The following is a 13,344-nucleotide window of genomic DNA, read 5'->3' on the forward strand; positions in this document are numbered from 1 at the left end:
GGGCGGACCGGCGTCAGGGCGCGAGCCAGGCCGAGGTGTAGGCGTCGATCTCGTCCCGGATGCGGGCCTTGCCCGGTTCGTCCAGGAAGGAGACGTCGACCGCGGTCTTCGCCAGCTCGGCCAGGCCCCGCTCGTGCAGGTTCAGCAGACGGGCGGCGACCGCGTACTCGTTGTTGAGGTCGGTGCCGAACATCGGCGGGTCGTCGGAGTTGACGGTGATCACGATCCCGGCCCGCGCGAACTCCTTGATCGGGTGCTCCTGGAGGGTGCGGACCGCGCGCGTGGCGATGTTGGAGGTCGGGCAGACCTCCAGCGGGATACGGTGCTCGGCGAGGTGCGCGAGGAGCTTCGGGTCCTTGACGGAGTTGGTGCCGTGCCCGATGCGCTCGGCGTGGAGGTGGGTGAGCGCGTCCCACACCGTCTCCGGTCCCGTGGTCTCGCCCGCGTGCGGCACCGAGCGCAGACCGGCTGCGACGGCACGGTCGAAGTACGGCTTGAACTGCGGCCGCGGCACGCCGACCTCGGGTCCGCCGAGCCCGAACGACACCAGCCCCTCCGGCCGCAGCCGGTCGTCGGTCGCGAGCCGCGTCGTCTCCTCGGCGGCCTCCAGGCCGGCCTCCCCGGGGATGTCGAAGCACCAGCGCAGCACGGTCCCGAACTCGGCCTCGGCGGCCTTGCGGGCGTCCTCGACGGCGTCCATGAAGGCGCGCTCGTCGATGTTGCGGCGGGTCGAGGACCACGGCGTGATGGTCAACTCGGCGTAGCGCACCTGCTGCCGGGCCAGGTCGCGGGCGATCTCGTACGTCAGCAGGCGCACGTCCTCCGGCGTGCGGATCAGGTCGACGACGGACAGGTACACCTCGATGAAGTGGGCGAAGTCCGTGAACGTGAAGTAGTCGACCAGCGCCTCGGGGTCGGAGGGCACCTTGGAGTCGGGGTGCCGGGCGGCGAGTTCGGAGACGATCCGCGGGGAGGCGGAGCCGACGTGGTGGACGTGCAGTTCCGCCTTGGGCAGTCCGGCGATGAAGGCGTGCAGGTCGCGCAGTGGTGCGGCGGGCGCGTCGAGGTGCTCGGTCAAGGGTTCCTCCCCGGAGGCGGCGTCCCGCGGCGGGTTCGGCCGGGCGGGACGCGGGTGATCGGCTGATCGGTGACTCGCGGATCATCGTAGGCCGGGGCCCCGCCCCGCGGACCCCGCTCCCCGGCACGGAGCTCGGGCCGTAGCATGACGGGACGTTCGACAGAGGGGACCCCGCGCATGTCCGACGACGCGCAGACGCCGGCCGCCCGCGACCCGTGGGCCGCGCCGTCGGAGACCGACGCGCCTGACGCGGCCCCCGGGGTGCCCCTGGCCAAGCCCGACCGCTCCGCTGCGGAACCGGCCCCCTGGGTCCCGCCGGCGGACGACGGCCGGGCGGGGTCCGGATACACGATCGCCGGGAACGACGTGCCGGCGGCGGACCCGGGGAGCGGTCCGGCCGGTCCGGCGCGCCCCGCCGTCCACGACCAGCAGACGGTCACCTCCCTGCCCGGCGCCGGTGACACGGCGCCGCACCCGTCCCAGCCCTGGGCCAACCCCTTCACCCCGCCGGTGTCCCCGCCCCCGGCGAGCCCCTACGCCCCTGCCGTCCACCGGCACGGCGAGCCCGTCCCCCCGCCCCCCATAGCCCCCGACGGCCCCGGCCAGGTCCCCTACGGCTACGGCTACCCGCAGCAGGCCACCGGCGTACCGGGCTACTACGGCTGGCCCGGCATGACGCCGGTCCCCAGAAACGGCATGGGAACCGCCGCCCTGGTGATCGGCATCATCGCGGCCGTCGTCTTCTGCCTGTGGCCGATCGCCGTCCTGCTGGGCGCGCTCGCGGTGATCTTCGGTTCGATCGGCCGCGCCAGGGCCCGCCGGGGCGAGGCCACCAACCCGGGTCAGGCCCTGGCGGGCATCATCTGCGGCGCCGCGGGCATCGTCCTCGGCCTGGTCATGATCGCCCTGCTGATAGCCAACCCCTGACGACAGCCGGGCCGGCCCCTTCCGCACCTCACCCGTGCCTCCGCCGGGCCCTCTTTCCGGTTCACCTCCGCGACCGGCCCGCCCGATCGCCCACCGCCCCAGGGCCGCCACCCGGCCGGGCCCCCTCGCGCAACCGCACCGGACCCCTCAGACCCCCTCGCGCAGCCGCCTGCGTGCCTCCATCAACGCGAATCCCAGCAGGTTCGGCCCCCGCCACCGCTCCGGATCCGTGGCCGCCTCGTCGTCCGCCGCGCGGCCGATGCCCCAGACCCGGTCCACCGGGCTCGCCTCGACCAGGACGCGTTCGCCCGTGTTCAGCAGGAATTCCCGCAGGTCCGCGTGGGCGGTGAACTTGTGGACGCTGCCCTCGACGACGACCCCGAAGCGCTCGCGCTCCCATGTCCGCTCGTCGAAGCCGCGCACCAGGCGCCCCGCCTTCTTGGCGAGGGAGGGGTGCTCCGCGGCGAGGGCCCGGCGCTCCGCCTCCGCGTCGCCGAAGAGGCGGGCCTTGGCCGCCATCATCCAGTGCTCGGCCGTCCCGTACGTCACCCCGTCCACGGTGAACGGCGACGGCCACCACTGACTCAGGCAGCCCGGGCCCACCCGCCCGCCGGCCCGCGCCCGGTCTCCCCAGAAGTGCAGATACCTGATCCGAGTCCCGGCGCGGACCTCCCTGATCAGGGCGTCCCTGGAGTCGATCTTCCCCGTCTTCCCCGTGGTCCTCTCCATGCACGCGAGTCTGGCAGGCACCACTGACACTCCGTCCCTCCTTTTCCGAGCTCACTCGACACCTGGTCGACAGATTCCGTCGCGTAACCGAAAGGCAACAACGGAATCCCTTGTAGGACCGCTGCTGCTCTGTCAGGATCGGCACTCAAATCGAGCTGGAGCTACGCCACCCGCCCCCCGATCCGCGGGGCGAAGGCGGAGGAGAGCGACATGCAGATCCCGGGCAGTGACACCCCGGAGCGACTCCCGGCGCAGGACCGCTTCGCGGACGGTGCGCAGTTCATCGCGGGCCGTCCGGCCAAGGGCACGTCCGGCCGTACGCACGCGGTCGTCGACCCGGCGACCGGCGAGGAGGTGTACCGCTACGAGACGGCAGGCCCCGACGACGTGGAAGCGGCCGTGGCCGCCGCCCGCGCCGCCTTCCCCGGCTGGTCCGGCGCCACCCCCGGCGAGCGCTCGGACGCGCTGCACCGCTTCGCCGCCGTGCTCGCCGACCGCGCCGAGGACCTCGCCCGCGCCGAGTCCCTGCAGTGCGGCAAGCCGCTGAAGCTGACCCGCGAGTTCGACGTGCCGGGCACCATCGACAACACCGCCTTCTTCGCGGGCGCCGCCCGGCATCTGCAGGGGCAGTCGGCCGGCGAGTACTCCGGCGACCACACCTCCTACGTCCGCCGCGAGCCGATCGGCGTCGTCGGCTCCGTCGCGCCCTGGAACTACCCCCTCCAGATGGCCGCCTGGAAGATCCTCCCGGCGATCGCCGCGGGCAACACCATCGTGCTCAAGCCCGCCGAGCTCACCCCGCTCACCTCACTGATGTTCGCGCGGGCCGCGACCGACGCCGGTATCCCGGACGGTGTCGTCAACATCGTCAGCGGCACCGGGAAGGAAGCCGGCGAGCACCTGGTGGGCCACCCCGACGTGGTCATGACCTCCTTCACCGGCTCCACCGCCGTCGGCAGGCGCGTCGCCGAGGTCGCCACCGCGACCGTCAAGCGCATCCACCTGGAACTCGGCGGCAAGGCGCCCTTCGTGGTCTTCGACGACGCGGACCTGGACGCCGCGGTCGAGGGCGCCGTCGCGGGCGCGCTCATCAACACCGGCCAGGACTGCACGGCCGCCACGCGCGCGTACGTGCAGCGTCCCCTCTACGAGGCCTTCGTCGAGCGGACGGCAGCCCTCATGGAGACCGTCCGGCTCGGCGACCCCTTCGCCGCCGGCACCGACCTCGGCCCGCTGATCTCGCACGCCCAGCGGGACCGCGTCGCCGGCTTCGTCGAGCGGGCGCGCTCCCACGCGCGCGTGGTGACCGGCGGCGAGGCCCCCGGGGGAGACCTCGGCAAGGGCGCGTACTACCGCCCCACCCTGATCGCGGACGCCGCCCAGGACAGCGAGATCGTCCAGTCCGAGATCTTCGGCCCGGTCCTGGTGGTCCTGCCGTTCGACAGCGACGACGATGGGATCGGGCTCGCCAACGACACCCCGTACGGCCTCGCCGCCTCCGCCTGGAGCCGCGACGTCTACCGGGCCAACCGCGCCACCCGCGACATCAGGGCGGGCTGCGTGTGGATCAACGATCACATCCCGATCATCAGCGAGATGCCGCACGGAGGCTACAAGGCGTCCGGCTTCGGCAAGGACATGTCCGCCTACTCCTTCGAGGAGTACACCCAGATCAAGCACGTCATGTTCGACAACACCGCGGTGGCCAGGAAGGACTGGCACCGCACCGTCTTCGGGGACCGACCGTAGTCAGTATCCGGCTGCGGCCGGGTGAAGAACAGGCCGCCCGACCCGCGGCCGCACCCCTCGAAAGGGCAGCACGCGCATGGAGCAGTACGAGCCCGACCGCCTGTCACCGGCCGTAGCGGCCGCCGTGCGGCGCAGTTACCGCAACGGACGGGCCGCCATGACCCGCCGTTCGCTGCTGCGCGCCTCCGCGGGCGGCGCACTCGCCGCCGGCGGCATGGCGGCGCTGAGCGGCTGCGGTATCCCCGCGGCGGGCAAGACGGAAGGCGGCCAGTCCGCCGACGACCACTCGGCCGAGGAGAAGGAGATCAACTTCTCCAACTGGCCCGAGTACATCGACGTGGACGACAGCGGCAAGCACCATCCGACGCTGGCGGCGTTCCGCAAGCGGACCGGCATCACGGTGAAGTACACCGAGGACATCAACGACAACGACGAGTTCTTCGGCAAGATCCAGCCGCAGCTCGCCGCGGGCCAGGACACCGGCCGCGACCTCATCGTGCTCACCGACTGGCTGGCCGCCCGCATGATCCGCCTCGGCTACGTGCAGAAGCTGGACGCCTCCCACCTGCCGCACGCCTTCGCCAACCTCTCCGAGCAGTTCCGCGAGCCCGACTGGGACCCGGGCCGCGCCTACTCGTACGTGTGGCAGGGCATCTCGACCGTCGTCGCCTTCAACAAGAAGGCACTCGACGGCGTCGAGGTCAGGACGGTCTCCGACCTGCTGGACAACCCCAAGCTCAAGGGCCGGGTCGGCCTGCTGACCGAGATGCGGGACACCGTCGGCATGACCATGCTCGACATGGGCAAGAACCCGGCGAAGTTCACCGACGACGACTACGACGCGGTGATCGCCCGGCTCCAGAGGTCCGTCGACAAGGGCCAGATCCGCCGCTTCACCGGCAACGACTACACCTCGGACCTCAGCAAGGGCGACCTGGCCGCGTGCATCGCCTGGGGCGGCGACATCGTCCAGCTGCAGGCGGACAACCCCGACGTCGGCTACATCATCCCCGCCAGCGGCTACATGACGTCCACCGACAACCTGATGATCCCCAACAAGGCACGCCACAAGACGAACGCCGAGCGGCTCATCGACTACTACTACGAGCCCGAACCGGCCGCCGAACTCGCCGCCTACATCAACTACGTCAGTCCGGTCGCGGACGTGAAGCCGTACCTCGCCAAGATCGACAAGTCGGCGGCGGACAACCCGCTGATCCTTCCCGACAAGGCCATGCAGGCGAAGTCCGTCGCCTTCCGTGCGCTGAGCTCGAAGGAAGAGACGGCCTACCAGCAGAAGTTCGCGAAGCTCACAGGGGCGTGACGAAGATGACGAAAGACAGCAGCGGCGACGTCCGCCTCTCCGGCATCAGCAAGACCTACGGCTCCTTCACCGCCGTGCACCCGCTGGAGCTGACCGTGCCCCAGGGCTCCTTCTTCGCCCTGCTCGGCGCGTCCGGCTGCGGCAAGACCACCACCCTGCGCATGATCGCGGGGCTGGAGGAGCCCACCGGCGGCACCGTCCACCTCGGCGACCAGGAGGTCACCCACCTGCCGCCCTACAAGCGGCCGGTGAACACGGTCTTCCAGTCCTACGCCCTCTTCCCGCACCTGGACATCTTCGAGAACGTCGCCTTCGGCCTGCGCCGGCGCGGCATCAAGAGCGTCAGGAAGCAGGTCGAGGACATGCTGGAGCTGGTCCAGCTCGGCGAGCAGGCGCGCAAGAAGCCGCACCAGCTCTCCGGCGGCCAGCAGCAGCGCGTCGCGGTGGCCCGCGCGCTGATCAACCATCCGAAGGTGCTCCTCCTCGACGAGCCCCTCGGCGCCCTCGACCTCAAGCTGCGCCGCCAGATGCAGCTGGAGCTCAAGCGCATCCAGACCGAGGTCGGCATCACCTTCATCCACGTCACGCACGACCAGGAGGAGGCCATGACCATGGCCGACACGGTCGCCGTGATGAACGCGGGCCGGGTGGAGCAGCTCGGCTCGCCCACCGACCTCTACGAGAACCCGCAGACGACGTTCGTCGCCAACTTCCTCGGCACGTCGAACCTGATCGAGGCCGAGGTCGACACCAAGAGCGGCGACGACATCGTGCTCAGGGCGGGCGGCGGCAAGCTGGTGCTGCCCGGGTCGCGCTGCGGCGCCCCGGCGACGACCGGCGGCAGGGTGCTGGTCGGTGTCCGCCCGGAGAAGATCACCCTCACGCACGCCGACGACGCGGGCGAGATCGCCGAGGGCCGCAACCGCATTACCGGGAAGATCGCCGACTCCAGCTTCATCGGCGTCTCCACCCAGTACGTCATCGACAGCCCCGTCTGCCCGGAGTTCGAGGTCTACGCACAGAACGTCGACCGCGACGCCCGGCTGGTGCCCGGCGCCGAGGTCGTCCTGCACTGGAACCCGGCCCACACCTTCGGCCTCGACGCGGCCCAGGACATCGACGCGGGCGTGGAGAGCGTCGAGGAGGAGGCCGCCTGATGGCCACGGTCACCGAGGCGCCGCCACCCCTGGCGCCCGCCCCCGAGAAGAAGCCCCCGCGCAGGCGGGGCCGCTGGACGCCGTACCTGCTGCTGCTCCCCGGCCTCCTCTGGCTGATCGTCTTCTTCGCGCTGCCGATGATCTACCAGGCCTCCACGTCCGTGCAGACGGGCTCACTGGAGCAGGGCTACAAGGTCACCTGGCACTTCGCCACCTACTGGGACGCGCTGTCCGAGTACTGGCCGCAGTTCCTGCGCTCGGTGCTCTACGCGGCCGCCGCCACCGTCCTGTGCCTGCTGCTGGGCTACCCGCTGGCGTACCTGATCGCCTTCCGGGCGGGCCGCTGGCGGAACCTGATCATGGTCCTGGTGATCGCGCCGTTCTTCACCAGCTTCCTGATCCGCACCCTCGCCTGGAAGACGATCCTCGCCGACAACGGCCCGGTCGTGCACGTCCTGAACTCGCTGCACATCCTGGACCTCACCAACTTCCTCGGCTGGACCGCGGGCGACCGCGTGCTGGCCACACCGCTCGCCGTGGTCTGCGGTCTGACGTACAACTTCCTGCCGTTCATGATCCTGCCGCTCTACACCTCGCTGGAGCGCATCGACGGACGGCTGCACGAGGCGGCCGGCGACCTGTACGCCCAGCCCTGGACCACCTTCCGCAAGGTCACCTTCCCGCTGTCGATGCCGGGCGTGGTCTCCGGCACGCTGCTGACCTTCATCCCGGCGGCCGGCGACTACGTCAACTCCGAGCTCCTCGGCTCGACCGACACCCGCATGATCGGGAACGTCATCCAGACCCAGTTCCTGCGGATCCTGGACTACCCGACGGCCGCGGCCCTCTCCTTCATCCTCATGGCCGCGATCCTGTTCATGGTCACGATCTACATCCGCAGGGCCGGGACGGAGGATCTGGTCTAAATGTCTCTCGTCAACTGGCTCAAGCGCCGTCTCGTGGTCATCGCGGGGCTGCTGACCCTCGGATATCTGCTGCTGCCGAACGTCGTCGTCACGGTGTTCTCCTTCAACAAACCGAAGGGCCGCTTCAACTACCAGTGGCAGCAGTTCTCCACGGACGCCTGGAAGGACCCGTGCGGCGTCGCCGGCCTGTGCGGATCGCTGTCGATCAGCCTGCAGATCGCCCTGTGGGCGACGATCGGCGCCACCCTGCTGGGCACGATGATCGCCTTCGCGCTGGTCCGCTACCGGTTCCGCGCCCGGGGCACGGTGAACTCGCTGATCTTCCTGCCGATGGCGATGCCCGAGGTCGTCATGGCGGCCTCGCTGCTCACCCTGTTCCTCAATCTCGGCGCCCGGCTGGGCTTCTGGACGATCCTGATCGCCCACATCATGTTCTGCCTCAGCTTCGTCGTCGTCGCCGTCAAGGCGCGCGTGATGTCGATGGACCCGCGCCTGGAGCAGGCGGCACAGGACCTGTACGCCGGTCCGGCGCAGACCTTCCTGCGCGTGACGCTGCCCATCGCGGCGCCAGGGATCGCGGCCGGCGCGCTGCTGTCCTTCGCGCTCTCCTTCGACGACTTCATCATCACCAATTTCAACGCGGGCTCGACCGTCACCTTCCCCATGTTCGTCTGGGGCTCGGCACAGCGCGGCACGCCCGTTCAGATCAACGTCATCGGCACGGCGATGTTCCTGGTCGCCGTCCTGTTCGTGCTGGCGTCCATGCTGATCGGCAATCGCCGCAACCGGCAGAAGGCGTAACGGCAAAGTCCCTGTAGGGAGTTGACATCATGGCCCCAGGCGCCATGAATCGCTGGACGAGATCTCTCTCCGACGCACAGCCCGTCCCGTACTGGCTCCAGGACCCGGGCAGACCCCGCCCGGAGCCCGCCCTCACCGGCGCCGAGACCTGCGACCTGCTGGTCGTCGGCGGCGGCTACAGCGGACTGTGGACCGCGCTGATCGCCAAGGAGCGGGATCCGGGACGGGATGTCGTCCTGCTGGAAGGCCGCGAGGTGGGCTGGGCCGCCTCCGGCCGCAACGGCGGCTTCTGCGCCGCCTCGCTCACCCACGGCCTGCCCAACGGCCTGGCCCGCTGGCCGGACGAGATCCACCGGCTCCAGGAGCTGGGCGCCCGCAACCTCGACGAGATCGAGAAGGCGGTCGCCCGGCACGGCCTCGACTGCGACTTCGAGCGCACGGGCGAGATCGACGTGGCGACGGAGCCGTACCAGGTGCCGGAACTGCGCGACTGGTACGAGCGGACGGAGCGCGAGGGCCTCGCCGACGGCGTCGAGTTCCTGGACGCCGCGGCGGTGCGGGAACAGGTCGACTCACCGACCTTCCTGGCGGGTCTGTGGGACCGCCGGGGGGTGGCCATGCTCCACCCGGCGAAGCTCGCCTGGGGCCTCAAGCGCGCCTGCCTGCGCCTGGGCGTCCGCGTCCACGAGCACACCCCCGCCCTCACCCTGCGGCGGCACGGCGCCGGAATGGCGGTGCGCACGCCCTACGGCTCGGTCCGCGCCCGCCAGGTCGCGCTCGGCACCAACGTCTTCCCGAACCTGGTCAGGCGCGTGCGCCCGTACACGATCCCGGTCTACGACTACGCGCTGATGACCGAACCGCTGAGCGACGCCCAGCTGGCCTCCGTCGGCTGGCGGGGCCGCCAGGGACTCGGGGACAGCGCCAACCGGTTCCACTACTTCCGTCTGTCCGCCGACAACCGCGTCCTGTGGGGCGGCTACGACGCGATCTACCCCTACGGCGGCCGGGTGCGCGCCGAGTACGACGACCGCCCGGAGACCTACGCCAAGCTCGCCGGCCACTTCTTCACCTGCTTCCCGCAGCTGGAGGGCGTGCGCTTCACGCATGCGTGGGGCGGCGCGATCGACACCTGCTCGCGCTTCTCGGCGTTCTTCGGCACCGCGCACCGCGGCGCCGTCGCCTACGCGGCGGGCTACACGGGCCTCGGCGTGGGCGCCACCCGCTTCGGCGCCGAGGTGATGCTGGACCTGCTGGCGGGGGAGGCGACGGAGCGGACGTCGCTGGAGATGGTCCGCGGCAAGCCCCTGCCCTTCCCGCCGGAGCCCTTCGCCTGGGCCGGTATCTCCCTCACCAGGTGGTCCCTCGCGCGGGCCGACGCGCACGCCGGCCGCCGCAACCTCTGGCTGCGGACGATGGACCGGCTGGGCCTCGGCTTCGACAGCTGAGGCGCGCGGGCTCTCCTCCGGCTGTGACGCAGCTCACCCGGAAGAGGGGCGGGAACCCGCGTAATGCCGGCCAGGAGACCTCCCTCTCCCTTCCGTGACGCGACCGGCGTCCGTGAGAGAAGGAGGTCCCCCATGACTGGGGCGAAGACGGCGGCCGAGTGGCTGGCATCCGTTGCTCCGGATCCCGAGGCCTGCCGCCGGCGGTGGGAACGCGACCCCCAGGGGGTCGCGCTGCTGCCGGCCGGCAAGGCCTGGGACGTGCTCGTCCTGCCGAGCGGGCTCGGCCATCCCACGCTCGACGTCCTCACCCGTATCCTCGACCGGCCCGGCCCGGTCCTGGCCGACTTCGGGGACGCCCGCATGGGCTTCTTCGTGCCCGCGGGCACCGCGGCCCGCTGGCTCGGCACCGGCATCCGCACGGTGGGGCGCGGCACCTGGATCGTGGTGCCGTACCCGGGCCGCACCACCGGGGGGCTGCGCTGGCTGGTCCCACCGGACGGCTCGGGCACCCTCACCGATCCCGCCCTGCTGGAACTGGCCATGCACGAGGCGGCGGCGGGGCCGGCCGGTGAGGCGGGCGGAGGTCCGGGCCGATGAGGCGGGAGGACCAGAAGACCGGCCGCGGCTCGTGGGCCGCCCGCGGCGCCCGGCCCGCCCCGCGCCGACCGGTGACGTGGTCGGTCAACCGGGACCGCTGCTCGAACCGGGGGGTGCAGCGGACGTTCGACGGCTGCTTCGGCCGAGGAACATCCACAGCCCCGTGAGCAGCACCGCGCACAGGCACCAGCTGGCCACGACGTCCAGTGGCCAGTGGTAGCCGCGCCGGACCAGGCCGTAGCCGACGCCGAGGTCGACGGCGACGCAGGCGGCGACCAGCGCGCGCCGCACGCGGGCGCGGCTGAGCCGGGGCAGCAGGAGCAGGGTCGCGGCGCCGTACGCGACGGTGGCCGTGGCGGTGTGGCCGGAGGGGTAGTAGCCGGTGCCCGGGCCCATGATCGGCGGGCCCGGCCGGTCGATCAGGGCCTTGAGCGGGACCACCAGGACCGGCACCAGCGCCATCGCCACGGCCGCCGCCAGGGGCGGCAGCCACCAGCGGTACGTGCCCGCGGCGCGGCCGCGCCGGGCGACGTGGCCGATGACGACGGCGAGCACCGGCACCGCGACGAAGACGTCGCCCAGGTCGGCGAGGGCCCCGTAGACGCGCAGCGGGTCCACGAGGGCGTGGCTGACGCGCCTGTCCACACCGGCGAGCGGGCCGTCGGCGACGACCTGCCAGGTGATCAGTGCGAAGAGCAGGGCGGGAAGCCCCAGAAGCCCGAGAAGCGGAAGGAAGGAGGTCGGCCGCCCCGGAACAGGGGGGGTGGTTCCGGGGCGGCCGAGCTGACCGGATCGACGCCCACCCCGGGGGGTTTGGGGCGGGCGACTGTCCGATCGGTGAGGAGAACCGAAGCCGGAGGCTCCGGGTGTGTGCGCGAGGGCACGACCAGGTCGCAGCTGGGGAGGCCACGGCCTGAAATCGCCCACAGTCCCCTGTGGGCGGGGTGTATCTCTCATCTGGGTAGAACCTACGGCAGCAGATGGGCTGAAGACAGGCGGAATCGCGTCCCGCCATCCACCTCGCACACGTTCTTCACACGGCCTGACGCCGTCCGCCCCGGCCCCGGAACCCCGGGGCTCCCAAGGGCCGGGGCGGCTGGTGCGGAAGGGGCGGTCACCCTGTGGGTGAGCTGGGGGTCCTCGGTGCCTCAGACGCGGCCGAAGGCCTGCTCGATGATGTCGAGGCCCTCGGTCAGCAGGTCCTCGCCGATCACCAGCGGGGGCAGGAAGCGGAGCACGTTGCCGTAGGTGCCACAGGTCAGGACCAGCAGGCCCTCCTGGTGGCAGGCCCTGGCGAGCGCGGCGGTCGCCTCCGGGTTCGGTTCCTTGGTCGCACGGTCCTTGACCAGCTCGACGGCGATCATGGCGCCGCGCCCGCGCACGTCGCCGATGACCTCGAACTTCTCGGCCATGGCCGTCAGGCGGCCCTTCATGACCGCCTCGATGTTCCGCGCCCTGGCGTTGAGGTCGAGCTCCTTCATGGTCTCGATGGCGCCGAGCGCGCCCGCGCAGGCGACGGGGTTGCCGCCGTACGTGCCGCCGAGGCCGCCGGCGTGGGCGGCGTCCATGATCTCGGCGCGCCCGGTCACGGCGGCCAGCGGCAGGCCGCCGGCGATGCCCTTCGCGGTCGTGATCAGGTCCGGGACGATGCCCTCGTCCTCGCACGCGAACCACTGGCCGGTGCGGCAGAAGCCGGACTGGATCTCGTCGGCGACGAAGACGATGCCGTTGTCCGAGGCGAACTCGCGGATCGCCGGCAGGAAGCCCTTGGCGGGCTCGATGAAGCCGCCCTCGCCGAGCACCGGCTCGATGATGATCGCGGCCACGTTCTCCGGGCCGACCTGCTTGGTGATCTGGTCGACGGCCTGCGCGGCGGCCTCCGGACCGGCGTTCTCCGGGCCGGTGGGCCAGCGGTAGCCGTACGCCACGGGGACGCGGTAGACCTCGGGCGCGAACGGGCCGAAGCCGTGCTTGTACGGCATGTTCTTCGCGGTCAGCGCCATCGTGAGGTTGGTGCGGCCGTGGTAGCCGTGGTCGAAGACGACGACGGCCTGCCGCCTGGTGTACGCGCGGGCGATCTTGACGGCGTTCTCGACGGCCTCGGCGCCGGAGTTGAACAGCGCGGACTTCTTGGCGTGCTCGCCCGGGGTGAGCTCGGCGAGGGCCTCGGCGACCGCCACGTAGCCCTCGTAGGGGGTCACCATGAAACAGGTGTGGGTGAAGTCGGCGAGCTGTGCGGAGGCCCGGCGCACGACGGCCTCGGCGGACGCGCCGACGGACGTCACGGCGATGCCGGAACCGAAGTCGATGAGCCGGTTGCCGTCGACGTCCTCGATGATCCCGCCGCCCGCGCGGGCGGTGAACACCGGCAGCACGGAGCCCACGCCCTGCGCGACCGCGGCACTGCGGCGCGCCTGCAGTTCCTGCGACTTCGGGCCGGGGATGGCGGTGACGATCCGGCGCTCCTGCGGAAGTGCGCTCATGACGGGCTCCTGGGGTTGTGCGGGGTGGAACAGGACGGCGTTTTTCGGACTCTCGCCTTCTTTTCTCGCAGGCTAGGACCGGGGACGGAAGGTGGGCATGCTCCATGTGGGCGTTGTCGGACGGC

Annotated in this window: 12 protein-coding genes; 8 read left to right on the forward strand and 4 right to left on the reverse strand. The window is 71.5% G+C overall.

The window, feature by feature from the left end:
- Window positions 1-13: 13 nt before the first annotated feature.
- Window positions 14-1,078, reverse strand: coding sequence for an adenosine deaminase (locus ACJ9NR_RS28260; protein WP_412492154.1), 1,065 nt, complete (start codon window positions 1,076-1,078; stop codon window positions 14-16).
- A 177-nt stretch (window positions 1,079-1,255) separates the two neighbouring features.
- On the opposite strand from ACJ9NR_RS28260, the gene ACJ9NR_RS28265 reads away from it, so the two are divergent.
- The gene (locus ACJ9NR_RS28265; protein WP_412492153.1) at window positions 1,256-2,005 is read left to right on the forward strand and encodes a DUF4190 domain-containing protein; all 750 of its coding nucleotides are present in this window, start codon (window positions 1,256-1,258) and stop codon (window positions 2,003-2,005) included.
- Between the two features lie 147 nt (window positions 2,006-2,152).
- Here the strand turns inward: ACJ9NR_RS28265 and ybiA are convergent, their stop codons facing one another.
- Window positions 2,153-2,734, reverse strand: coding sequence for a riboflavin biosynthesis intermediates N-glycosidase (gene ybiA / locus ACJ9NR_RS28270; protein WP_412492152.1), 582 nt, complete (start codon window positions 2,732-2,734; stop codon window positions 2,153-2,155).
- A gap of 210 nt (window positions 2,735-2,944) precedes the next feature.
- On the opposite strand from ybiA, the gene ACJ9NR_RS28275 reads away from it, so the two are divergent.
- The 7 genes from ACJ9NR_RS28275 (at window position 2,945) to ACJ9NR_RS28305 (ending at window position 10,736) form a co-directional block, all read left to right on the forward strand.
- On the forward strand, window positions 2,945-4,483 hold the full coding sequence (locus tag ACJ9NR_RS28275; RefSeq protein ID WP_412492151.1) for a gamma-aminobutyraldehyde dehydrogenase: 1,539 nt from the start codon (window positions 2,945-2,947) through the stop codon (window positions 4,481-4,483).
- Window positions 4,484-4,559: 76 nt separating this feature from the next.
- Window positions 4,560-5,807 (forward strand): polyamine ABC transporter substrate-binding protein, encoded by a 1,248-nt coding sequence (locus tag ACJ9NR_RS28280; protein ID WP_412492150.1) that lies wholly within the window; start codon window positions 4,560-4,562, stop codon window positions 5,805-5,807.
- 5 nt (window positions 5,808-5,812) lie between these two features.
- Window positions 5,813-6,964, forward strand: coding sequence for an ABC transporter ATP-binding protein (locus ACJ9NR_RS28285; protein WP_412492149.1), 1,152 nt, complete (start codon window positions 5,813-5,815; stop codon window positions 6,962-6,964).
- A complete protein-coding gene (locus tag ACJ9NR_RS28290; protein ID WP_412492148.1) occupies window positions 6,964-7,890 on the forward strand; it encodes an ABC transporter permease in 927 nt (308 codons plus the stop codon). Before ACJ9NR_RS28285 ends, ACJ9NR_RS28290 begins: the two co-directional genes overlap by 1 nt.
- Window positions 7,891-8,691, forward strand: coding sequence for an ABC transporter permease (locus ACJ9NR_RS28295; protein ID WP_412492147.1), 801 nt, complete (start codon window positions 7,891-7,893; stop codon window positions 8,689-8,691).
- A 29-nt stretch (window positions 8,692-8,720) separates the two neighbouring features.
- Window positions 8,721-10,139, forward strand: coding sequence for an NAD(P)/FAD-dependent oxidoreductase (locus tag ACJ9NR_RS28300; protein ID WP_412492146.1), 1,419 nt, complete (start codon window positions 8,721-8,723; stop codon window positions 10,137-10,139).
- 132 nt (window positions 10,140-10,271) lie between these two features.
- Window positions 10,272-10,736, forward strand: coding sequence for a bifunctional DNA primase/polymerase (locus tag ACJ9NR_RS28305; protein WP_412492145.1), 465 nt, complete (start codon window positions 10,272-10,274; stop codon window positions 10,734-10,736).
- Between the two features lie 84 nt (window positions 10,737-10,820).
- Here ACJ9NR_RS28305 and ACJ9NR_RS28310 read toward each other — a convergent pair whose 3' ends face one another.
- Together ACJ9NR_RS28310 and gabT are read right to left on the reverse strand one after the other, a co-directional pair.
- Window positions 10,821-11,663 (reverse strand): phosphatase PAP2 family protein, encoded by an 843-nt coding sequence (locus tag ACJ9NR_RS28310; protein WP_412492144.1) that lies wholly within the window; start codon window positions 11,661-11,663, stop codon window positions 10,821-10,823.
- A 221-nt stretch (window positions 11,664-11,884) separates the two neighbouring features.
- A complete protein-coding gene (gene gabT / locus ACJ9NR_RS28315) occupies window positions 11,885-13,219 on the reverse strand; it encodes a 4-aminobutyrate--2-oxoglutarate transaminase (RefSeq protein ID WP_412492143.1) in 1,335 nt (444 codons plus the stop codon).
- Window positions 13,220-13,344: the final 125 nt, after the last annotated feature.

The sequence above is a fragment of the Streptomyces sediminimaris genome, from assembly GCF_047049295.1.
Lineage (GTDB): Bacteria > Actinomycetota > Actinomycetes > Streptomycetales > Streptomycetaceae > Streptomyces > Streptomyces sediminimaris.